The organism is Amycolatopsis sp. w19 (assembly GCF_051373225.1).
Classification (GTDB): domain Bacteria; phylum Actinomycetota; class Actinomycetes; order Mycobacteriales; family Pseudonocardiaceae; genus Amycolatopsis; species Amycolatopsis japonica.
In genome coordinates, this window is the sequence record NZ_JBPQFM010000003.1 from 238,393 (window position 1) to 258,406 (window position 20,014).

At 68.5% G+C, this 20,014-nt stretch carries 19 protein-coding genes; 9 read left to right on the forward strand and 10 right to left on the reverse strand.

Annotated features, from left to right (window positions below; all coding sequences use genetic code 11):
* Positions 1-99 precede the first annotated feature (99 nt).
* On the reverse strand, positions 100-1,902 hold the full coding sequence (locus tag ACSMFO_RS08725; RefSeq protein WP_436457901.1) for an alpha-L-fucosidase: 1,803 nt from the start codon (positions 1,900-1,902) through the stop codon (positions 100-102).
* A gap of 230 nt (positions 1,903-2,132) precedes the next feature.
* On the opposite strand from ACSMFO_RS08725, the gene ACSMFO_RS08730 reads away from it, so the two are divergent.
* The 5 genes from ACSMFO_RS08730 to ACSMFO_RS08750 all read left to right on the forward strand — a co-directional run bounded on the left by ACSMFO_RS08730 (position 2,133) and on the right by ACSMFO_RS08750 (position 6,949).
* On the forward strand, positions 2,133-2,678 hold the full coding sequence (locus ACSMFO_RS08730; RefSeq protein ID WP_038507917.1) for a hypothetical protein: 546 nt from the start codon (positions 2,133-2,135) through the stop codon (positions 2,676-2,678).
* The gene (locus tag ACSMFO_RS08735; RefSeq protein WP_436457903.1) at positions 2,675-3,775 is read left to right on the forward strand and encodes a peptidoglycan-binding protein; all 1,101 of its coding nucleotides are present in this window, start codon (positions 2,675-2,677) and stop codon (positions 3,773-3,775) included. The genes ACSMFO_RS08730 and ACSMFO_RS08735 overlap by 4 nt, the downstream gene beginning before the upstream one ends.
* Positions 3,772-4,458, forward strand: coding sequence for an ABC transporter ATP-binding protein (locus tag ACSMFO_RS08740; protein ID WP_007033339.1), 687 nt, complete (start codon positions 3,772-3,774; stop codon positions 4,456-4,458). The genes ACSMFO_RS08735 and ACSMFO_RS08740 overlap by 4 nt, the downstream gene beginning before the upstream one ends.
* The gene (locus tag ACSMFO_RS08745; RefSeq protein ID WP_436457905.1) at positions 4,455-5,669 is read left to right on the forward strand and encodes an ABC transporter permease; all 1,215 of its coding nucleotides are present in this window, start codon (positions 4,455-4,457) and stop codon (positions 5,667-5,669) included. Before ACSMFO_RS08740 ends, ACSMFO_RS08745 begins: the two co-directional genes overlap by 4 nt.
* An 80-nt stretch (positions 5,670-5,749) precedes the next feature.
* Positions 5,750-6,949 carry a glycosyltransferase 87 family protein gene (locus tag ACSMFO_RS08750; RefSeq protein WP_436457907.1) on the forward strand — a complete coding sequence of 400 codons (1,200 nt, stop codon included), beginning with the start codon at positions 5,750-5,752 and terminating at the stop codon, positions 6,947-6,949.
* Positions 6,950-6,954: 5 nt separating this feature from the next.
* Here the strand turns inward: ACSMFO_RS08750 and serC are convergent, their stop codons facing one another.
* Positions 6,955-8,082, reverse strand: a complete 1,128-nt coding sequence (gene serC, locus ACSMFO_RS08755) for a phosphoserine transaminase (RefSeq protein ID WP_436457909.1) — start codon at positions 8,080-8,082, stop codon at positions 6,955-6,957.
* Positions 8,083-8,198: 116 nt separating this feature from the next.
* Here serC and ACSMFO_RS08760 point away from each other — a divergent pair, with 116 nt between their 5' ends.
* Positions 8,199-8,516 (forward strand): hypothetical protein, encoded by a 318-nt coding sequence (locus tag ACSMFO_RS08760; protein WP_037348049.1) that lies wholly within the window; start codon positions 8,199-8,201, stop codon positions 8,514-8,516.
* Between the two features lie 242 nt (positions 8,517-8,758).
* Here the strand turns inward: ACSMFO_RS08760 and ACSMFO_RS08765 are convergent, their stop codons facing one another.
* The 8 genes from ACSMFO_RS08765 to ACSMFO_RS08800 are packed head-to-tail and all read right to left on the reverse strand — an operon-like array spanning position 8,759 to position 15,966.
* The gene (locus ACSMFO_RS08765) at positions 8,759-10,105 is read right to left on the reverse strand and encodes a serine hydrolase domain-containing protein (RefSeq protein ID WP_436457910.1); all 1,347 of its coding nucleotides are present in this window, start codon (positions 10,103-10,105) and stop codon (positions 8,759-8,761) included.
* Between the two features lie 14 nt (positions 10,106-10,119).
* On the reverse strand, positions 10,120-10,740 hold the full coding sequence (locus ACSMFO_RS08770; RefSeq protein ID WP_436457911.1) for a response regulator: 621 nt from the start codon (positions 10,738-10,740) through the stop codon (positions 10,120-10,122).
* The gene (locus ACSMFO_RS08775) at positions 10,737-11,897 is read right to left on the reverse strand and encodes a sensor histidine kinase (protein WP_436457912.1); all 1,161 of its coding nucleotides are present in this window, start codon (positions 11,895-11,897) and stop codon (positions 10,737-10,739) included. Before ACSMFO_RS08775 ends, ACSMFO_RS08770 begins: the two co-directional genes overlap by 4 nt.
* A complete protein-coding gene (locus ACSMFO_RS08780; protein WP_378429276.1) occupies positions 11,894-12,706 on the reverse strand; it encodes an ABC transporter permease in 813 nt (270 codons plus the stop codon). The genes ACSMFO_RS08775 and ACSMFO_RS08780 overlap by 4 nt, the downstream gene beginning before the upstream one ends.
* The gene (locus ACSMFO_RS08785; protein ID WP_436458339.1) at positions 12,703-13,530 is read right to left on the reverse strand and encodes an ABC transporter ATP-binding protein; all 828 of its coding nucleotides are present in this window, start codon (positions 13,528-13,530) and stop codon (positions 12,703-12,705) included. The genes ACSMFO_RS08780 and ACSMFO_RS08785 overlap by 4 nt, the downstream gene beginning before the upstream one ends.
* A gap of 26 nt (positions 13,531-13,556) precedes the next feature.
* Positions 13,557-14,738, reverse strand: a complete 1,182-nt coding sequence (locus ACSMFO_RS08790; protein WP_436457914.1) for a nucleotidyl transferase AbiEii/AbiGii toxin family protein — start codon at positions 14,736-14,738, stop codon at positions 13,557-13,559.
* A complete protein-coding gene (locus ACSMFO_RS08795; RefSeq protein WP_436457915.1) occupies positions 14,629-15,321 on the reverse strand; it encodes a type IV toxin-antitoxin system AbiEi family antitoxin domain-containing protein in 693 nt (230 codons plus the stop codon). The genes ACSMFO_RS08790 and ACSMFO_RS08795 overlap by 110 nt, the downstream gene beginning before the upstream one ends.
* 48 nt (positions 15,322-15,369) lie before the next feature.
* The gene (locus ACSMFO_RS08800) at positions 15,370-15,966 is read right to left on the reverse strand and encodes a TetR/AcrR family transcriptional regulator (protein WP_436457917.1); all 597 of its coding nucleotides are present in this window, start codon (positions 15,964-15,966) and stop codon (positions 15,370-15,372) included.
* Between the two features lie 172 nt (positions 15,967-16,138).
* Here ACSMFO_RS08800 and ACSMFO_RS08805 point away from each other — a divergent pair, with 172 nt between their 5' ends.
* From ACSMFO_RS08805 to ACSMFO_RS08815, 3 genes are read left to right on the forward strand one after another with little or no spacing between them, the layout of a single operon-like run.
* Positions 16,139-17,638 carry an MFS transporter gene (locus ACSMFO_RS08805; protein WP_436457919.1) on the forward strand — a complete coding sequence of 500 codons (1,500 nt, stop codon included), beginning with the start codon at positions 16,139-16,141 and terminating at the stop codon, positions 17,636-17,638.
* Positions 17,639-17,674: 36 nt separating this feature from the next.
* Positions 17,675-19,366 (forward strand): SDR family oxidoreductase, encoded by a 1,692-nt coding sequence (locus ACSMFO_RS08810; RefSeq protein ID WP_436458340.1) that lies wholly within the window; start codon positions 17,675-17,677, stop codon positions 19,364-19,366.
* Positions 19,367-19,383: 17 nt separating this feature from the next.
* A complete protein-coding gene (locus tag ACSMFO_RS08815; protein WP_350577642.1) occupies positions 19,384-19,974 on the forward strand; it encodes a TetR/AcrR family transcriptional regulator in 591 nt (196 codons plus the stop codon).
* Positions 19,975-20,014: the final 40 nt, after the last annotated feature.

Consider the following 20,014-nt stretch of genomic DNA (forward strand, 5'->3'; position numbering starts at 1 on the left):
AAGACGTAACTCGTGTGATTGGAGGCCGAACTCGTGTGATTGGAGCCGGAACTCGCGTGATCCGGCTGGAAACACGCGAGTTCCGGGTACAGGCACGCGTCAGCCGGCCGGGTGCAACTGACGCGCCGGGATCACTTGCTGCGGAGTGTTCGGGCTCGACCACAGCAGCTTCATCGACGCCTCCCCGCCGCGTTCGGTGTGTTCGAGCCGGATCGCGTACGACCGCCCGGCGACCAGGTCGAGAGTCGCTTTGTCGACACTGGGCCCGTGGGGTGTGGTGTTGTCGATCAGGAGTTTCCCGTCGACCCACAGCCGCACGGTGTCGTCCGAGACCGTGGTGAACGTGTACTTCCCGGTGTCGCGCGCGGTGACCTGCCCGGTCCAGCGCGACGAGAAGGTCTCCGCCGGGATCTTCGCGTCCGGTGAGCCGGTGAACTTCCAGTTGTGGTTCACGCCCGGCTCGACCCGCCGCACCGTCGGCGTCCCGGTGAAGTCCGCGTTCGGCCAGTATTCGGCGGTCAACCCGGTCCCGCGTCCGACAGGCGCCTGCGGCAGCGGGTCGACACTCAGCTCGATGACGGTCGCGATGTCGTTCGTCCGGCTGCCCGCCGGCGTGAGTTTCACGCTTCCTGGCGACTGCTCGACCCGCACGCGCTGACGGCTGCCGAGCACCTGTGCGTCGCGGACGCGGAAAGGCGCCAACGCGTCGAGTGTCAGCGAACCGCCCGAAGCGGGCCAATCGAACACCGACGCGTACAGCTTGTCGCCGCGACGGCTGACGACACCCCAGCCCGGTTCTGCGACCAGGCCCGGCGCGCCCGCGCCGTAAACGGCCGAGGACTGGCCGTTCGTCCGCAGCCACTGGCCCATCTGCTTCAGCCTGTCGATGGATTCCCGCGGCACCCGGCCGTTGCGATCGGGGCCGACGTTGAGCAGGAAGTTCCCGCTACGGCCGGCGATCGAGAGCAGTTTCCTGGTCAGATCGGCCGAGGATTTCCAGTTGTGGTCCCAATCGGTGTAACCCCAGCTGCCGTTGAGGGTCATGCACGATTCCCACAGCTGCCCGTCGACCGGCTTGTCCGGGATCTCCTGTTCCGGCGTGCCCGTGTCGCCGTCGACCACCCGCCGTTTGCCGACGCGGTTGTTGACCACAATGGACGGATCGAGGCTGCGGACGTAGGCCTCCAGCTCCTCGCCGTCCCTTTCCGTCCAAGGGTTGTTGGGCCGGTCGGTGCTCCATTCGCCGTCGAACCACAGCACCGCCGGGTGGTAGTTGCCGACGAGTTCCTTGAGCTGGGCGTACATCCGCTCCTTGTACTTCGGGAACGTCGCGGGGTCCGGGAAGTCCGGGTCGTGCCAATCCCAGATCGAGTAGTAGAAGCCGAGTTTGACGTCGCGCGCGGCCGTCGCGCGTTTCAGTTCGGCGAGGATGTCGCGCTTCTTGTCGAACGCCGAGTGGTCGCGGAGGTTGAACTTGTTGACCTTCGTCGGCCACATCGCGTAGCCCTCGTGATGCTTCGACGTGATCACCACGTACTTCTGCCCGGCGTCCTTCGCCGACTGCGCGATGGCGTTCGCGTCGAAGCCGGCAGGGTTGAACTTCGCGGCGATCTGCTCGTATTCGGCGCGCGGGATCTGGCAGTTCCGTTGGATCCATTCGGCGTCCTGGCAAACGCTTCCATCGGGGCGGATGTACTTCCCCTGGAGCTGTGAGTACGCGCCGAAGTGGATGAACTGGCCGAAGCGGTCGTCGCGCCACCAGCGCGTCCGGTCGGCGGTGAACGGGTCGTCGTAGGCGTGGTCGGACGGGAGTGGCGCGGCTTCCGCGGCGGGCAGGACGCCCAGTGCGGTGGTCGCGATGACGAGGGCCGCCAGGGCCCGGAGTGGCTTGCGGCGATTCATGCACTCCTCCTCGCTGAGGTGTGGACGTCGGGGACTTTAGGAAGCCAGAGGTCGGATGTGAACCTCCGAAAGGTCCATCGGAGAGCTAGTTCACCCGGAAAGACGGCAGAAAGGTCGGATCTCTGTTCCGCTGATCGGGACGGTAAGCGCGACATAAGCAACATCGCTTACCGCCCCGGAATCGCCGTCTCCGTAGAAATCGGGGCGCCAAGACGACCGAAGGAGCAGCGATGCGGAAACGACCCATGGCGGTGCTGATCGCCGGAGCGGTCTTCGCGCTCGTGGCCGGTTGCGGTGGTGGCGGGGACGGCGGCGACAAGGTCGCCTCGATCTCGTCCCCTCCCGCCGCCGGCGCGGGCGACGGGAAGCAGGCGGACAACGTGTCCGACGAGGACAAGATGCGCAACTTCGCGAAGTGCATGCGGGAGCACGGCGTCGACATGCCGGATCCCAAGACCGACGGCGACGGGCAAGGCTCGATCTCCATCGAGGCCGGCGAGGTCGGGCGCGACGAGAACAAGATGAAGGCCGCGAGCGACGCGTGCCGGAAGCTGCTGCCCAACGGTGGCGAGATCAAGCCGCCCACGCCGGAAGAACTCGACAAGATGCGCAAGGAAGCCAAGTGCATGCGCGAGCACGGGATCGACTTCCCGGATCCCGATCCCAGCGGCAAGGGCGCCGCCATGACGATGGACATGGGCGACCCCAAGAAGTTCGAAGAAGCGGCGAAGGCCTGCGGTCTCGGCATGACCGTGAGGGCGGCCCCGGCGAAATGAGCGAACACGAAGGACCCGGCGGCGCACGGCGGTCGCGCCGGGCGCGCTGGTTCATCATCGCGGCGGTCCTCGTCGTCGTGGTCGGGACGATGTCCGTGGTCGTGCTGACCAGGGTCACCTCCGAGGCCCAGCAGGTCGGGCAGGCGCCGCCGCCGGTCGAGACCGCGAAGGTCGAGAAGACCGACCTGCAGGAGGAAGAGGAAGCGAACGGGAAACTGGGCTACGGCGAGGAAAGCTCCCTCGCCGGCCGGAAACAGGGCACGATCACGTCCCTGCCGGACGCGGGCGCGGTGCTCACCCGCGGCAAGGCCGTGTACGGCGTCGACGCCAAACCCGTCCCGCTGTTCTACGGCACGCTGCCGTTCTTCCGCGACCTCGCCGACGGGGCCGCGGACGGCCCGGACGTCAAGCAGCTGGAAGAGAACCTGAAGGCGCTCGGTTTCGGCGGTTTCGGCACGCCCGACAAGAAGTTCACCTCCGCGACCGCCGCCGCGATCAAGAAATGGCAGAAGTCGCTGGGCTTGGAGCAGACCGGCGCGTTCGGGCAGGGCGACGTCGTCCTTGCGCCGGCTGAGATCCGGGTTTCACAGGTCGCCGCGCAACTCGGCGGTCCCGGCGGCGGCGAACTGCTGAAGTACACCGGCACCGAGCGTCTCGTCGAGGTCAAACTCGACGCCGCCAAACAGGCCATCGCCAAGGCGGGGGACAAGGTCGGGGTCGACATCACCGGTGGCAAGACCACGACCGGCGTGATCACCGACGTCGGCAAGGTCGCGGAGAACGGCAAGGACGGCGCCGGGCAGGACGACGGCAAGCCGAAGATCAAGGTGAAGATCAAACTGGATGACCCGGCCGCGGCGGGATCGCTCGATTCGACACCGGTGTCCGTGCGGTTCACCAAGGAAGTCCACAGTGGAGTGTTGGCGGTCCCGGTCGGGGCCTTGCTCGCGCTCGCCGAGGGCGGATACGCCGTCGAGGTCGACGAAGGCGGCAAGCGGCGTCTCATCGCGGTGAAGACCGGTTTGTTCTCAGGCGGACGCGTCGAGGTCACCGGCACCGGCCTCTCCGCCGGGATGCGGGTGGTGACGACGTCATGACCCCGGTGCTGGCCGTGCGCAACGCCTCGCGCACTTATCCCGGCGGCGTGCGCGCCCTGCACGAGGTGACACTGTCCATTGAGGACAGGGAGATGGTCGCCATCCTGGGGCCGTCGGGTTCCGGCAAGTCGACGCTGCTGCAGCTGATGGGCACACTCGACCGGCCGACCAGCGGCGTCATCGAACTGCGCGGGCACGACGTGGCGAAACTGCCCGACCGCAAGCTTTCGGCGTTGCGGTCGCGGTGGATCGGGTTCGTGTTCCAGCAGTTCTTCCTCAGTGAGGGGGTGAGCGCGGTCGACAACGTCGCGACGGGACTGCTGTACGCGGGAGTGCCGCGGCGGAAACGGCGCGAGCGGGCGCTGGCCGCGCTCGACCGCGTCGGGCTCGCGCATCGGGCGGGGCATTTCCCGAACGAGCTCTCCGGCGGGGAACGGCAGCGGGTGGCGATCGCGCGGGCGGTCGTCAACTCGCCGTCGATCCTGCTGGCCGACGAGCCGACCGGGAACCTCGACACGGGCAACGGCGCGGCGATCCTCAACCTGCTGGCCACGTTGAGCTCGCAGGGGACGACGGTCGTGATCATCACGCACGACCGGGAGATCGCGGCGGGCATCCCGCGCCGGATCGAACTGCGGGACGGGCGGATCCGGCTCGACACCGGGACGGGGGTGCTGGTGTGAGCGCGCCCGTCCTCGGCAAGACGCCGGATCCGGCCCGGCTCGGCCCGCGTGACGTGCTGAACCTCGGCGCGCACGGGATGCGGACGCGGCCGATGCGGGCGGTGCTGTCCGCGCTCGGCATCGGGATCGGGATCGCCGCGATGGTGGCGGTGCTCGCGATCCCGGCGTCGGGCGCGAAGGCGTTGCAAGACCAGCTGGCCGCGTTGGGCACCAACCTGCTCACGGCAGGGCCGGGCAAGACGATGTTCGGCGGCGACGCGACCCTGCCGGACAGCGCGGTGCCGATGGCGAAACGGATCGCCCCGGTCACGGCGGCGTCCGCGACCGGGACCACCGGCGGCACCGTGCGGCGCACGGACAAGATCGACAAGGACGAGACGTCCGGCCTCGGCGTCTACGCGGCGACGCCGGATCTTCTCGACGTCATCGGCGGTGCCGTCCGCGACGGGCAGTTCCTCCGGGACGCCACTCGCGACTATCCGGTCGTCGTGCTGGGTTCGGTCGCGGCGGCACGGCTCGGGATCGACCACATCGACCCGGCGAAACCGCCGCAGGTGTACATCGACGGGAAGTGGTTCACCGTGGGCGGGATCCTCGGGCCGACGCCGCTGGCGCCCGAGATCGAGCGTTCGGTGCTGGTCGGCTGGGACGCGGCCAAGCGGCTCCTCGACTTCGAGGGCCACCCGACGACCGTGTACGTGCGGGCGAAGGATTCGCAGGTCGAGAACGTGCGGTCGGTGCTCGCGCAGACGATGAACCCGGAGGCGCCGAACGAGGTCGAGGTCCGTCGTCCGTCGGAGGCACTGGAGGCGCAGAAGCTGACGGAGAACACGTACAGCGCGTTGTTCCTCGGGCTCGGTGGGGTGGCGTTGCTGGTCGGCGGCGTCGGGGTGGCCAACACGATGGTGATCTCGGTGCTGGAACGGCGCCGGGAGATCGGCCTCCGCCGGGCGCTCGGCGCGACGAAACGGCAGGTGAGAGGCCAGTTCTTGGCCGAGTCGGTGCTGTTGTCCGGGCTCGGCGGGATCGCCGGGGTCCTGGTCGGGGTGCTGGTGACGTCCGGCTACGCGCTGAGCCAGGGCTGGCCGGCGGTACTCCCCGTCGGCGCCCTGCTCGGCGGTGTCGGGATCTCGGCACTGGTCGGTGCCGTCGCCGGTGCCTATCCGGCGATGCGCGCGGCACGCCTGCCCCCGACCCAGGCCCTCGCCTAGCTCGCGTTTCGTCCTCTGGATGCGGTGGTTCACCGCATCCAGAGGACTGAACGCGGGACGACGGTGGGTAATCTCGCCGGGTGCTGGTGGGATTGTCGGGGCGGAAACTCGCGGGGGCGTTGATCGCGCTCGAAGCCGTCGTGGTCGGCGTGCTGTTCACGCTCAAGGTGTTCGACGGCCAGGACCTCGAGGTCTACATCGGCGGCGCGCGGCTGCTCGTCGACTCCGGCGACCCGTACGGCGCGTGGGTGCAGACGCACGGCGGCTGGCTGCCTTTCACCTACACGCCGTTCGCGGCGGCGGTGTTCCTGCCCGGCACGCTCCTGTCGGCCGCGCTGGCCACACGACTGGTCGGGCTCGCGTCGATCATCGCGGGCGGGATCGTCGTCTACCTCTTCGTCGCGACGCTCAACGGTTCGCTCACCGATCGTTCCGCCGTCCGGGGCCGCGCCATCGCCGTCCTGGCGGCGATCGGGGCACAGGCCGTCGGCGGGATCATGGAGCCGGTCCGCTCGACGCTCGGCTTCGGCCAGGTGAACACCCTGCTGATGCTGCTCGTCGTCCTCGACGCCCTGCTGCCGGGCCGCGCCCGAACGAAGGGCCTGCTGATCGGCGTCGCCGCGGCGATCAAGCTGACGCCTGCCTTCTTCATCCTGTTCTTCTTGTTCCGCAAGGACTTTCGCTCCGCAGGCCGGGTGGTGGCCGGTTTCCTCGGCGCGGGCGCGCTGATGTTCCTGACCGCGCCCGGCGCGTCGGCGAGGTTCTGGACGGACATCCTGTTCGACACCAGCCGCATCGGCGATCGCGGTTACGTCGGCAACCAGTCGCTGCGCGGGATGCTCGCGCGGTTCGGTTTCGGCTCGGCGGAAGACGTCGTCTGGGTGCTGGCCTCGATCGCCGTGGTCGCGCTGACCGCGTTCGTGATCGTGCGCGTCGCGGAGCCGGTGTTCGCGCTGACCGCGTGTGCCGTCGGCGGGCTGCTGGTGTCGCCGGTTTCGTGGACGCACCACTGGATCTGGTGTGTGCCGATCCTCGTGCTGCTGGTCTGGGCGCGTTCGGTCGTTTCCTACGTGCTCGCCGCCGTGACGGTGGCGTTGTTCGTGATCGCGCCGATGTGGCTCGCGCCGCGGCCCGCCGGGAGCTTCGGCTGGTGGCTGGCGACGGAGTCCTACGTGCTGTACGGCCTGGTGCTGCTGGCCCTGGCCGCAGTCTTCCGCAAGTCCGTGAAGGCCTCCTTGAGGGACCCTGGGTCCCTCAAGGAGGCCTTCACGGACAGCTAGCTAGCTCAGCCCAGGCGCTCGACGACGTACTCGATGCTCTGGGTCAGCTTCGTGATGTCGTCCGGGTCGATGGCCGGGAACAGGCCGACGCGCAGCTGGTTGCGGCCCAGCTTCCGGTACGGCTCGGTGTCGACGATCCCGTTGGCGCGCAGCACCTTCGCCACCGCGGCGGCGTCCACCTCGTCGGCGAAGTCGATGGTGCCGACGACCTGCGAGCGCAGCGACGGGTCGCTGACGAACGGCGTCGTGTAGCTGGTCTTCTCGGCCCACTCGTACAGCCGGGTCGACGAGTCGCTGGTCCGCGAGGTCGTCCACTCCAGGCCACCGTTGGAGTTCATCCACTCGATCTGGTCGGCCAGCAGGAACAGCGTCGACACCGCCGGGGTGTTGTACGTCTGGTCCTTGCGGGAGTTGTCGAGCGCCGTGGTCAGCGACAGGAACTCGGGGATCCAGCGGTCGCTCGCGCCGATCTCGCCGATGCGCTCGACGGCGGCGGGCGAAGCCAGCGCGATCCAGAGGCCACCGTCGGAGGCGAAGGACTTCTGGGGCGCGAAGTAGTAGACGTCGAAGTCCTCGGCCTTGACCGGCAGACCGCCCGCGCCGGAGGTGGCGTCGATGGCGACGAGGGCGCCTTCGCTGCCTTCGGGGCGGCGGACCGGCACCGCGACACCGGTCGACGTCTCGTTGTGCGCCCAGCCGACCAGGTCGGCGCCGGCCTCGTAGGCGATCTCGGGCGCGCTGCCCGGGTCGGCCTTCACGACGATCGGGTCGGCGAGGAACGGGGCGCCCTTGGTCACCGTGGCGAACTTCGAGGAGAACTCGCCATAGGTGAAATGCTGCGCACGTTCCCGCACGAGCCCGAACGCGGCGGCGTCCCAGAATGCGGTCGTCCCGCCGTTGCCGAGGACCACTTCGTAGCCTTCGGGCAGGGAGAACAATTCGGACAGACCCGCACGCACGCGGCCGACGAGGGACTTCACCGGCTTCTGACGGTGCGAGGTGCCGAGGTAGGTGGCACCGGATTTCGCCAGGTTGGCGAGCTGCTCGTCACGGACCTTGGACGGTCCGCAGCCGAAGCGGCCATCGGCAGGCTTCAGGTCCGCGGGGAGGGTCAACTCAGGTGCGTCGGTCATGTGCCCAGTCTCTCAGGTCGGGATGACCCTGCTGAAAGTCGGTGTCGCGTGTCCGGTATGTGGGATCGGAGAACTCGCTCCCGCGGGTGCCCCTCGTCCGGGTAGCTTCTCGCCTCATGGCGACAGTGCACGAGCGATTCCCCCTGGCCCCCGAGGCGTTGTGGCAGGCCCTTCCGAACGGGGTCACGGCGGTCAAGGGGAAGAACCCTTTCTACGACGCGGCCGCGGGCTACGTCACCTTCTCCACCAGCATGGGCCTCTTCAGCTACGGGCAGACGGTCACCGTGAAGGTCGAGAGGACCTCCGAGGGCTCCGGGCTGGCGATCCAGACGAGCCTGAAGTTCGGCTTCGTCGACTGGGGTGAGGGCAAGCGCATCGCCCGCAAGTTCATCGCGGCCGTCGGCGCGGCGGTCGGGCACACCCCGGCGGTCTGATGTGGTCGTGAGTGGCGATTCGGGTTCTCTTTGAGTCGAGGGTCGAACGTGGCGTGTTCTCGGGCGGGCCGATGGTGGGATGAAGGCTCCCTTCGCCGCGCCTGATGCGGTGAAAGGAGCCTTCGTCCCTGGTCACGCACGGGAGCCGGCCGCGTGTCGTGTCGTCCATCCAGTCACGCGTGTCGTCCGCCGGATCACGCGTGTCGTCCGGTCGATCACGTGAAATCGGCGGTGCTGGACCGCTAGCGCCAGCCCTCGGGGTCGACGCCGCCCGGGATGGGCGCGGCCGGGTCGAACGGGGTGCGCGAGAAGATGAACGTCGCGAGGTCGAGGTGGTTCGGCTTGCCGGCCGAATCCCGTCCGACCCGCAGCGTCTCGCCCGCGTAGTAGGCGTCGAGACCGACCCAGGTGTCGTCACCCACCGGCGCGAACCGCGACGCGCGGCCCGGGCCGTCGGTCGGCGCGAGGGAGAACAGGCCGCCCGGGAGCAGCCGCAGGTGGTACGGCGTCGGCCCCCAGTGCCACAGCCCGGTCAGCTCCAGCAAACTCGGGTCCACAGTGGACGGTTGCCATTCGGCGGGCATGGACGGCTCGTGCTGTTCGGTCAGGTTCATCAGGTCGAGGCACAGCTGCGTGATGCCGACGCCCGCCGTCGAGTTCGTCAGCACCAGCGCGCCGATACCCGCGTTCGCGTCGACCAGCGAGCAGGCGAGGAAGCCCGGCATCGACCCGGTGTGCCCGGCCAGCCGCCTGCCCTCCGTGCGGACCAGCATGAGGCCGAGGCCGAATCCGGTGGTCCAGGCGTCGCCGTCGTCCACGGTGACCATTTCGCGCATCTCCGCGACGGTCTGCTCGCTCAGGACGCCGCCGGTGTGCCCGCCGAGGAACGCCGTCCAGCGGGCGAGGTCGGTGGCCGTCGACCACAGCTGGCCGGCGGGGGCCATCGCGCCCGCGTCCGGCGACGGCTCCGGCATGAGGAGATCGGCGAAGGGATGCACGGCGAACCCGTCCGCGTGCGCGCCTTCCGGATGCGGCGAGGTCCGGTTCATGCCGAGCGGGCCGAGGATCTCGGCGCGGACGACGTCGAGCCACGACTGCCCGCGGTGCCGCGCGACCAGCTCGCCGAGCACGCCGTAACCGACGTTGCTGTAGTGGAACCGGCTGCCCGGCCGCAGCCGTGTCGCGCCGTCCTTGAGGCTCTCGACGAGCGCGTCCCAGTCCGCGCCCACGGTGCGCTCCCACCAGGAGCCGGGCGATTCCGCGGTCAGGCCCGAGGTGTGCGACAGCAACTGGGCGATGGTGGCCGAGCCGAACGAGGTGCCGGGCAGGTGCTGCTCCAGCGGGTCGTTCAGGTCGAGCTTGCCTTCGTCGCGCAACCGCATGACGGCCGTCGCGACGAGTGTCTTGGTGATCGACCCGAGCCGGTACTGCGTGTCGGCGCCCGGTGTCTCGCCGTCGACGCGTCCGCGTCCTCCGGACCAGGCGATTTCCCCGTCGCGGACGACGGCGGCGACGATGGACGGGGTGCGGCACGAGGATTGCTCGTGCGCGAGGCGGCGAAGCAGCGCCATTTCGGTCGTGGCAAGCATGGGTCGCATTCTGCCTACCCGAGCAGCCCCAGTCGCATAGCGGTGGTCACAGCGGCCGTACGGTCCGAAACGTCCAGTTTCCCGAACACGCGCAGCAGATGGGTCTTGACCGTCGCCTCGCTGATGTGGAGCGTCCGGCCGATGTCGGCGTTCGTGCTGCCCAGCGCCACCAGCCGGAGTACCTCGATCTCGCGTGCCGACAAGGGCGACGCCGTCGGGTTGCGTACCCGGTTCACCAGCTTCCCGGCGACCGAAGGCGCCAAGACCGTCTCGCCGCGCGACGCGGCACGAATCGCACCGGCGAGCTCCGCGCGCGAAGCGTCTTTCAACAGGTAGCCGGAGGCGCCCGCTTCGACCGCGCGCAGGATGTCCGCGTCCGTCTCGTAGGTGGTGAGCACGACGACCCGCTGGCCCGGCCGGTCGGCGAGGATCTTCCGCGTCGCGCCGACGCCGTCGAGACCGGGCATCCGCAGGTCCATCAGGATCACGTCCGGCTGCTTGACCCGGCTCAGCGCGACGGCCTCGTCGCCGGAGCCCGCTTCCCCGATGACGCTCAGGTCCGGCTCGGCCTCCAGCATGCCGCGCAGGCCTTCCCGCACCACGGGGTGATCGTCGACCAGCATGATCGTGATCACGCGGGCACCTCCAGTTCTACTGTCGTCCCCGCACCGGGTTCGCTCTTCAGCGTCACGATGCCACCGACCTGATCGGTACGCGTGCGCATCCCCGCCAGGCCGAAGCCGCCGGTGGGCGCGTCGGGGTCGAATCCGATGCCGTCGTCCGTGACGCCGAGCCGGACACGTCCGTCCACAACGGACAGTCGAAGCGAGACGCGGGTGGCGCGGGAGTGCTTGCGGATGTTGCTCAGCGCCTCCTGCGCCGCCCGGAGAAGGACGACCTCCGTGGACATCGGGAGCGCGGGCAGCGGGCCGCCGGCCTCGATCGACGCCTCGATCCCGGTCTCCTCGGTCAGCCGTTCCCCCTGGCGGCGCAAGGCTTCCTCCAGCGAGGCGGCGGCGAGTGCCGACGGTCCCTGCGCCGCGACCATCGCCCGCGCCTCGGCCAGGTTCTCCCGCGCCGTCCGCGCCGCGAGCTCCAGATGACGGCGGGCCGCCTTGGGATCGGTGTCCATTTCGGACTCGATGGCCTGGGTGAGCGTGACGATGCTGGTGAAGCCCTGCGCGAGCGTGTCGTGGATCTCGCGGGCCATGCGTTCGCGTTCGGCGGCCGTCCCCGCCTCCCGCGAGAGGCGGGCGACTTCCGCCTGACTGGCCTGCAGCTGTTCGATCAACGCGGCCCTGCTCTTGCTCTGATCGATGATCTGGCTGGTGTAGCGGCCGGCGAGGATGCTGAAGACGATCAGGATCGCCGTCATCGGCAGCAGGATGCGCAGGGACGGCTGGTCGAAGCCGCCTCGCGCGATCGACGACGCCGGGCCCAGCAGCACCCCGATCGTGGTGAAGACCGACGCCGTCTTCGTCGACAGCGTCATGTAGAGCACCGGGCACACGAAGAACAGGATGAAACTCGACGTGGTGCTGGCGAAGTTGGCGCCCGCCAGGAAAAGCATCACCACGACGGTGTGCAGCCACGGTGTGTCTTCGTGGTCCGGGCCCTTGATGAGCCGGCGGCCCCGGACCAGGTACGCCACGGCGATACCGGTCAAGCACAGGATCGCGACCGTCTTGTCCGTGGTCGTCCCGTCGTCGAAGACCACCAGGGCGGTCGTCGCGGCGAAGGTGATCCCGAAGAGGACCTCCCACAGCCAGTAGAACCGCTCCCAGGCGTTCACTTGCCTTCGTTCGACCAGCGGAACGTCAGCTTCGCCAGCAGCAGCCCCGCGACGCACCACGCCGTCAGCACCAGTGCCACCATCGGAAGTTCCCATGTCCCCGCCATTTCCTGACTCGCGGCCTCGGCCGGCAGGAACACCGAGCGGAAGCCCTGGCAGATCCACTTCACCGGGAAGAACGAAGCGATGTCGACCATAACCTTCGGCAGGTTGGTGATCGGCGTGACGAACACCCCGGAGATGAACTGCAACGCGATGTAGATCAGATTGGCCACGGCGACCGCGCCGCTGACCGATTTGGTCACCGACCCGAGCGCGATGCCCAGCAGGGTGCAGCTGGTGACGCCGAGCAGGAAGACCCACAGGGCGGTCAGCAGTTTCACCGGATCGGTGGGCAGGCTCAGGTCGAACAGCAGGACACCGACGACCGACATCAGCACGACCTGGGCGACACTCGTCGCGCCGACCAGGACGATCTTGCCGATGAAGTAGGACGCCGCGGGCATCGGCGTACCGCGAAGCCGTTTCAGCGCACCGGCTTCACGGTCCGCCGCCAAGCCGATACCGACGCTGTTGAACGACGTCGAGACGATGCCGGAGCCGATCATGCCGGCGGCCAGCACCTGTCCGGTGGTGATCGCCATGCCGGGCATCGAGGAGTTCAGCATCGAGCCGAGCAGGACCATCAGCAGGGACGGGAAGGCGAAGGTGAAGATCACCTGCTCCCGCAGGCGGAAGAACTGCTTGATCTCCGCGGCGCCGCGGACGAGGCCGAGCGAGAAGGTGCCCGGGAGGGTCAGCGTGCTCATCGGGCTTCTCCGATCAGGTCGAGATAGGTCTCTTCGAGGGTGGGGCGGTGGACGGTCAGCTCCGACGGCTCGCGGCCGTCGGCGGAGAGCTCGCGGATCAGCTTGGCCGGGAAGTGGGTGCGTTCCAGGTGGGCGCCGTGCTCGTCGGCCCAGCGGACGGTGGCCTCCGCGGTGGCGCGGCCGCCGAGCGTCTGCGGCGTCCCCTCGGCGACGATGGCGCCGCGGGTGATGACCGCGACCCGGTCGGCCAGCGCCTCGGCCTCGTCCAGATAGTGCGTGGTGAGCAGGATCGTGGTGCCCTCGCGGGCGAGACTCCTGATCAGCTCCCAGAACTGGCGCCGGGCCGCCGGATCGAACCCGGTCGTGGGCTCGTCGAGGAAAACCAGCTCGGGCCGCCCGATGATCCCGAGCGCGACGTCCACCCGACGCCGTTGCCCGCCGGACAGGCTTTTGACGCGGGCGCCTGCCTTCTCGGTCAGGCCGACCTTCTCGATCACTTCGTCGATGTCACGAGGATTCGGGTAGTAGCGGGCGAAATGCCGGACGGTCTCGGCGACGGTGAGCTCGGCGGCGTCGTTGGCCGTCTGCAGCACGATCCCGAGCCTGGCCCGCCAGGCGCGGCCCGCCGTGCCGGGATCCTCGCCGAGGACGTCGACCTCGCCTTTGGTTCTTTCGCGATGGCCCTCCAGGATCTCGACCGTCGTCGTCTTGCCCGCGCCGTTGGGGCCGAGCAGCGCGAACACCTCGCCCTGCTCGATGTCGAGGCCGATCCCCCCGACGGCCGTGTGGCCCGGGTACTCCTTGCGCAGGCCACGCACTTTCACCGCTTTGTTCATACGTCGATCGTGCTTCAGCGGGCCGCTGTCCCGGGACGACCGCTGGACTGAACCCGGCTGTCAACCGATCGATGGACACCGGTGTCACCGCCAGGCTCGTTCTCCGGGGTTCCACCGCCCTGTCGGAGGAGTCGTGTGGAGAAGGGGAGTGATGAAAGCGTCCGCGAGGTCACGCACACTTCGAGTGTCCGGAATTCGGCGGGGAGGGCGCGGACGCCTTGGGCGGCTTTGCGATAGCCGCCCTTCCAGGAACGAGGATCGGGGGCCTCGAACCTGGAGGGTGGAACCACGACCATCCCGCGTCCGCGGCGGCGGGCGATCTCGTCGTGAAGGATCTCGTGGGTCTCCTTGCCAGGCATGGGCGACTTCAACGCGAACAGGGCGAGATCGACGAGATCCTTGTAGCGGGTGGACGGGTGGCTGCCGACCTGATGACGCTCGTACATCGCACAGATCTTTTCGGCGACGTGGTCTTCGATCGGGAACATCCTGGCTTCCGGCCAAGGAGCGCAGTCACTGGTGAACGGAGGCTCCAGCGGCTCGGTGGTGACGGGCCCGCGCGGCAGGTGCCCGGAGGTGACGACGTCGACACGGACCCGGTGATTGAGGGGCGCGTTTTCGAACATCGCCATGAACGACACCTTGCGGGTCGGGCGTTCGACATGCGTTTGACCGGAGGTGCCGAGGTGGGAGAACCAGATGTGATCGTCGAGACGCAGCCTGGCCGCCGTCTTGAGCGCGTCGACGGCGCCGTCGGTCGTGTTCTCCACGGAGAGCAGGTCGATGTCGGTGGAGTAGCGCGCGGAGGGCCAACGAACGAGCAGGGCTTGACCGCCCTTCAGCACCCAGTTCGCGGCTTCGTCGCCATGGAAGACACGCGCGATCAAACGTCGATGGAAATGCAACTGCAGTAGTTCGCCGGTGGAAGCGCCGGTCCGCTCCGCACCGTTCTTCGCTCTGCTCTTCTGGGAATCGAGATAACCGCGCGGTGTTCTCGGGCGCTGCGAGGGCATTCCTCCATCGTCGTGCGGCAGTGCGGACTCGATGGAGAAGGTGTCGCGGCCTGGATTTGCCGCTACGCAAGGGCTACGGCCGCAGCGGAGTCGGTTGCCGGGCGAGACGCGCGGCCGAATTGCCGATCTCGGCGAGTAAGTGATCGAGCAACGCTCCGCCGTCTTCGGGGCGGCGTACGCCATAACGCAAGGCATAGGGACCGATGCGCTCTGCCAAGACATCGATACGGACGAGGTCCGCCTCCACCGCTTCTTGGATGATCGTGGCGATATGGCTGCCGTCCGTGCGCTGGTCCAGCAGGTCGAGGATGGTGCGCAAGGCCGTGGTGACGGGTAGTCCGTCGATCGTCGTCACGTCGTCTTCGAGCAATTCCGCGGTCATGAGGCGCACGTTGGGATCTCGGCTCGTGCGACGGCGTGGCGTGGTCAGGACCACCCGGTCGTCGACGAGCTCGCCGAGCCCGTGCAATCGAGCGGCCGACCCGTGTGAGATCACTCCTCCGGCTGGTTCGAGAAGCGGACGCTTCCAGGCGGGTTCGGCGGCGTTGAGCATCAGCCAGGCCGCTTGCTCGTTCCTGGCTTCGGTCACGACGGCGATCGTCGCCGCGTAGACGCCGTGACGGACACGGTCGAAGTGGCCAGCTTTCTCCAAGCGATGCAGCGTGACGCCGTCAACGCCGGCACCCTTGGCCTGCCGCGATGTGACCAAGCCCCACTGAGCACTGGTGAACGCACTGAGCAGCAGTAGTGCGTCACTCGTCTTCATGCAGCGAAGTTTACCTCGCTTGACAGCGTTAGTTACGTCTGAATGTAACTAACGCTGCACTTGCGGAGTCAGGAGCGTGCGCACGGCGGCTTCGAGGGAAGGAAGGAGCGCGGCCGGATCGGCGGCGGTGAGCATCCGGGTCGCGAAGCCGTCCGACAGGGCGAGGACGGCATCGGCCAGGTCGCTCGCCGCGAGGTCGTCCCGGACGTGGCCCTCCGACTGCGCTTTCGAGATGTACTGCGTCGTGATCTCCGCGAGCTCGTCGTAACCGGTGCGGATGAACTCGGCCCAGGACGGCCGAACGGCGGCGCGGGCGGTGAAGGCGTTGATGACGATCACCTCCGCGCGGCGCTGCTCGTCGAGCGGCATCGCCTCGAAGAGCAGGCGCAGCAGCAGGTCCAGCAGGTCGCCGGACTGATCGAGGTTTTCCCAGCGTTGCTCCAGGAACTCGCTCGTCATGTCGAGGGCGAACCGGAACAGGTCTTCCTTGGTGGAGAAGTACTTCTGCACCGCGCCCGCGGACACCCCGGCCTCGACGGCGACCGAGCGCACGCTGACGGCCTCGACGCCTTCGCGCGCGACGATGCGCAGGAGGGCGCCGGCGATCTCCCGGCGGCGTTCGGCGCGGTCCACGATCTTCGGCACGGATGCATCCTCCCCTCTGTGCACCGGATGGGCCGGGTGGGTCGTGAGTGGCGTTTCGGGTTAGAACCCGAAACGCCACTCACGACCCACCCGGACCGGCTCCGCTCCGGCGCCCACCTTGCCCGGCCGCCTCTTTTTAGAATACAGTCGTATCCGAAAAGGGGGTACTGGGGTGGACGAGGTAGCACAGAAACGACGGGCGGAGGAGAACCGGCTCGCCGCCGCGCTGACCAAAGGACCGGCGGAGGTGCTCGATTTCCTCCTGCCGCTGTGGGTGGGGAGCCGGCTCGGCGCGTCGGCCGCCGAGGTCGGGGCGCTGACCGCGTTGGAGACGTTGGTGTCGTTCGTGGTCCGGCCGATCGCGGGCTCGCTCGCCGACCGGTTCGACCGGGGCCGGATCGCCGCGGTCGGTGCTGTCCTCTATGGACTGTCCTTTGTGGTCTACGCGGTGACACCGGGCATCGGGGTCGCCTACCTGGCCGCGGTTCTCGGCGGTGCGGGCGGTGCGTTGTTCTGGGTCGCGTTGCGGGCCCGGGTCGGGGAGGGGCTCGCGGCGGACGACGGCGCGTTCAGCAAGCTGTTCGCGGCCGAGGGTGGCGGCACGTGGATCGCCTTCGTGGTCGCGCTGACCGCGATCGCCTGGATCGACTACCGGGGCGTGTTCTGGCTCGGCGCCGCGGCCTGCGCGGTGGCCGCGGTGGTCCTGCTGAACGCGAAGTCCACGCAGGTGCGCGAGGAAGACGCGCCGCGGCTGCTTCAGCTGGGCAAGAGGATGCGTCCGATGCTCGCGCTCGTCGCGTTGACCGCGATGGCCGAGGCAGGCGTCGCCCTATTGCTCCTGATGCACCTGCAACGCGGGCATCAGCTCCAGCTCGGCGCGATCGCGGCGGTCTTCATTCCCGGCTTTATCGTCTACAGCCTGCTGCCCGACTACCTGCACGGCTTCGTCCGCAAGGTCGGCCGGACGCGGGTGCTCGCGCTGGCCATGATGGCGAGCGCGATCTTCGCCGCCGGACTGTCCTTCGCGCCGAGCCCGCCGGTGCTCGCGGTCATGTGGGTCCTGTCCGCGGCGGCGTTCGCGGCGGCCATCCCGGTCGAGCAGGCGGTGGTCGCCGAAGCGGCCGGGCTGAGCCTCGGCCGGGCGATGGGGATCTACGAGAGCGCGACGCTACTCGGAGCGACGATCGGAACTTTCGTGGCGGGGCAGCTCTACGGCTCGGATACCGGATGGCGTGTCGCTTGTTTCGGCGCGGCGGGGTTTCTGCTCGTCGGATCGTTCGTGGTTCGTGGCGCCGTACGGCGTGTCGGAGTTGCGGAGTTTCCCGTGGAACCACGAAAAACGGTGTCACAAAAGGAAAAGCGAGCACCCCGCACGATCGAGGACAGTCCACAAGCGGCCGAATCGGTGACGGAGGAGGCGAACAAGCGCGCGAATCCGCTCCGGAACTGGGCGATCCACGCCGGGGTCTACGTCGTCGCGCAGGCGGCTCTGGCGGTCGCCGGTTACAGCTGGCCTGTCGAAGCCTTGTTCGGCGAAGCGCACGAAGCCGGCTGGTACTGGAACTCCAGTGGTCACTGGCTGTTGAACCTCGGGCGTATCTGGACCTTCGTCCTCGTGATCGACACCGTATGGACCTTTGGTCGCGAACTCCTCAAGAAGCGGCCTTATTGACAAGTTGTCTAACATGACAGGATGTCTCACAAGTGGGTGACGGCCAGCGACGGTGTCCGCCTTTCGGTCCGGGTGACCGGCGTCGACGACGCGCCCACGGTGGTGCTCGTCCACGGCTACCCGGACAACGGCTCCATGTGGGACGGCATCGCCGCCCTGCTGGAACGCCGCTACCGGGTGGTCGTCTACGACGTTCGCGGTGCAGGCCGCTCGGACAAGCCTTCGGGACGCGCGTCCTACAAGCTGGACCAGCTGTCCGATGACCTCGCCGCGATCGTCGACGAGGTCCAGCCCGAGGGCAAGGTCCACCTGCTCGCGCACGACTGGGGCTCCATCCAGACCTGGCATTCGGTCACCGGCGACAGGCTGCGCGGACGGCTCGCGTCGTTCACGTCGATCTCCGGGCCGAGTCTCGACCACGCGGGAGCGTGGTTCCGTGCGCAGCTGCGTCCGAGCCCGAAACGCCTCAAGAACGCGCTCGTCCAGTGGGCGCATTCGACCTACATCCTCGGCTTCCAGATCCCCCTGATCCCGCAGGTGCTCTGGCGCACCGGCGCGATGGGCGCGCTGATCGGCCGGATGGACCCGGCGGCCGGAGCACCGTCCACTTCGGACGGCCTGTACGGCCTCAACCTGTATCGCGCCAACATGTTCACGCGCCTTTCCCGGCCGAGGCCGCGGCCGGCCGAGATCCCGGTGCAGGTGCTCGCGCCCACCGGTGACAAGTTCGTCACCACGCCACTGCAGACCGAGATCGAACGCTGGGCACCGGACCTCCGGATCCGCCGGATCGTCGGCACGCACTGGGTTGTCCGCGAGAAGCCGCGGGTGATCGCCGACGCGACCGCCGAATTGATCGACCACGTCGAAGGCGGCGAGGAGAGCCGCGCGCTCAAACAGGCCAGGACGAAAGGCTTCGCGCACAAGCTGGTGGTGATCACCGGCGCCGGCAGCGGGATCGGCCGCGCGACGGCGCTCGCGTTCGCGGACAAGGGCGCGGACATCGTCATCACCGACATCAACGGCTCCGCCGCCGCCGACACCGCGAAACTGCTGCGGGACAAGGGCGCGACCGTCGGCGAGTACACAGTGGACTCTTCCGACGCCGAAGCGGTCGAGAAGTTCGCCCAGCGGGTCAAGGAGGAGTTCGGCGTCCCGGACATCGTCGTCAACAACGCGGGGATCGGCCTGTCCGGCCCGTTCCTCGACACGACGGTCAAGGACTGGGAACGTCTCATCGACGTGAACCTGTGGGGCGTCATCCACGGCTGCCGCGTCTTCGCCGAGCAGATGCGCGAACGGGCCGAAGGCGGCCAGATCGTCAACGTCGCCTCGGCCGCCGCGTACCTGCCGTCGAAGATCCTTTCCGCGTACGCCACCACGAAATCCGCCGTGCTGACCTTGAGCGTCTGCCTGCGGGCGGAGCTGGCCGCCGAGAACATCGGCGTCACCGCGATCTGCCCCGGCATCGTGAACACCAACATCACCAGCACCCCCCGTTTCGTCGGTGTCGACGACATCGAGCAGAAGCGGCGCCAGAAGTCGAGCAGCAAGCTGTACGCGAAACGCGGCTTCGGCCCGGAGAAGGTCGCCCGCGACATCCTGCGGGCCGTCGAGAAGGACAAGGCCATCCAGCCTTCGACGCCGGAGGCCAAGGCCGCGCTCGTCCTCTCCCGGCTCACCCCCGGACTGCTGCGGGCCGCGGCCAAACTGGACGTCACCCCGTGACCGGACGCCCACGCCGGATGTCGCCGGAAGCGCGCCGCGAGGACCTGATCCGCGCCGCGCTGGACCTGTTCGGCTCACGCGCGCCCGAACTCGTCACGGTCGATGACATCATCGCCCGCGCCGAGGTCTCCCGGCCGCTGTTCTACCGGTACTTCTCGAGCCTGCGGGAACTGCAGGTCGAAGCGCTGAAAACAGTCACCGAAGGGCTCATCGACGGCCTGGCCGGGCTCGAGGAAGGCCCGCCCGAAACCCGGCTGCGTGCCGCCGTCCGCGGGCTGATCGACGTCGCCGACCACTACCGGGCGGGGTATGTCGCGCTGTTGCGCAGCGGTTCGGTGATCGCGACGTCGGAGACGGACGCGGCGATCGACGAGGTCCGCAACCGCGCCGTCGAGCTCATCCTCGGCGCGCTGGGAGTGTCGGAGCCCTCGCCTATGCTCCTGCTGACCCTGCGGTGCTGGACGGCGGTGGTGGAGGGCGCTCTGCTGAGCTGGCTGCAGGAGCGTTCCGTGCCGCGTGAGGCGCTCGACGGCTGGCTGGTCGATCAGCTGACCGCCATGCTCTCGGCGACCGCGGCGCACGATTCTTCGGTCCCGCAGATGCTATGAAAGGTCCTTTCCTTGCAAAATTTGCAAGGAAAGGACCTTT

What these genes read in the sequence shown, in the direction of transcription:
- ACSMFO_RS08725 (WP_436457901.1), bottom strand. Translation starts at nt 1,902, where the DNA reads ATGAATCGCCGCAAGCCACTCCGGGCCCTGGCGGCCCTCGTCATCGCG.
- ACSMFO_RS08730 (WP_038507917.1), top strand. Translation starts at nt 2,133, where the DNA reads ATGCGGAAACGACCCATGGCGGTGCTGATCGCCGGAGCGGTCTTCGCG.
- ACSMFO_RS08735 (WP_436457903.1), top strand. Translation starts at nt 2,675, where the DNA reads ATGAGCGAACACGAAGGACCCGGCGGCGCACGGCGGTCGCGCCGGGCG.
- ACSMFO_RS08740 (WP_007033339.1), top strand. Translation starts at nt 3,772, where the DNA reads ATGACCCCGGTGCTGGCCGTGCGCAACGCCTCGCGCACTTATCCCGGC.
- serC (WP_436457909.1), bottom strand. Translation starts at nt 8,082, where the DNA reads ATGACCGACGCACCTGAGTTGACCCTCCCCGCGGACCTGAAGCCTGCC.
- ACSMFO_RS08760 (WP_037348049.1), top strand. Translation starts at nt 8,199, where the DNA reads ATGGCGACAGTGCACGAGCGATTCCCCCTGGCCCCCGAGGCGTTGTGG.
- ACSMFO_RS08765 (WP_436457910.1), bottom strand. Translation starts at nt 10,105, where the DNA reads ATGCTTGCCACGACCGAAATGGCGCTGCTTCGCCGCCTCGCGCACGAG.
- ACSMFO_RS08780 (WP_378429276.1), bottom strand. Translation starts at nt 12,706, where the DNA reads ATGAGCACGCTGACCCTCCCGGGCACCTTCTCGCTCGGCCTCGTCCGC.
- ACSMFO_RS08790 (WP_436457914.1), bottom strand. Translation starts at nt 14,738, where the DNA reads ATGGCGTACGCCGCCCCGAAGACGGCGGAGCGTTGCTCGATCACTTAC.
- ACSMFO_RS08795 (WP_436457915.1), bottom strand. Translation starts at nt 15,321, where the DNA reads ATGAAGACGAGTGACGCACTACTGCTGCTCAGTGCGTTCACCAGTGCT.
- ACSMFO_RS08815 (WP_350577642.1), top strand. Translation starts at nt 19,384, where the DNA reads ATGTCGCCGGAAGCGCGCCGCGAGGACCTGATCCGCGCCGCGCTGGAC.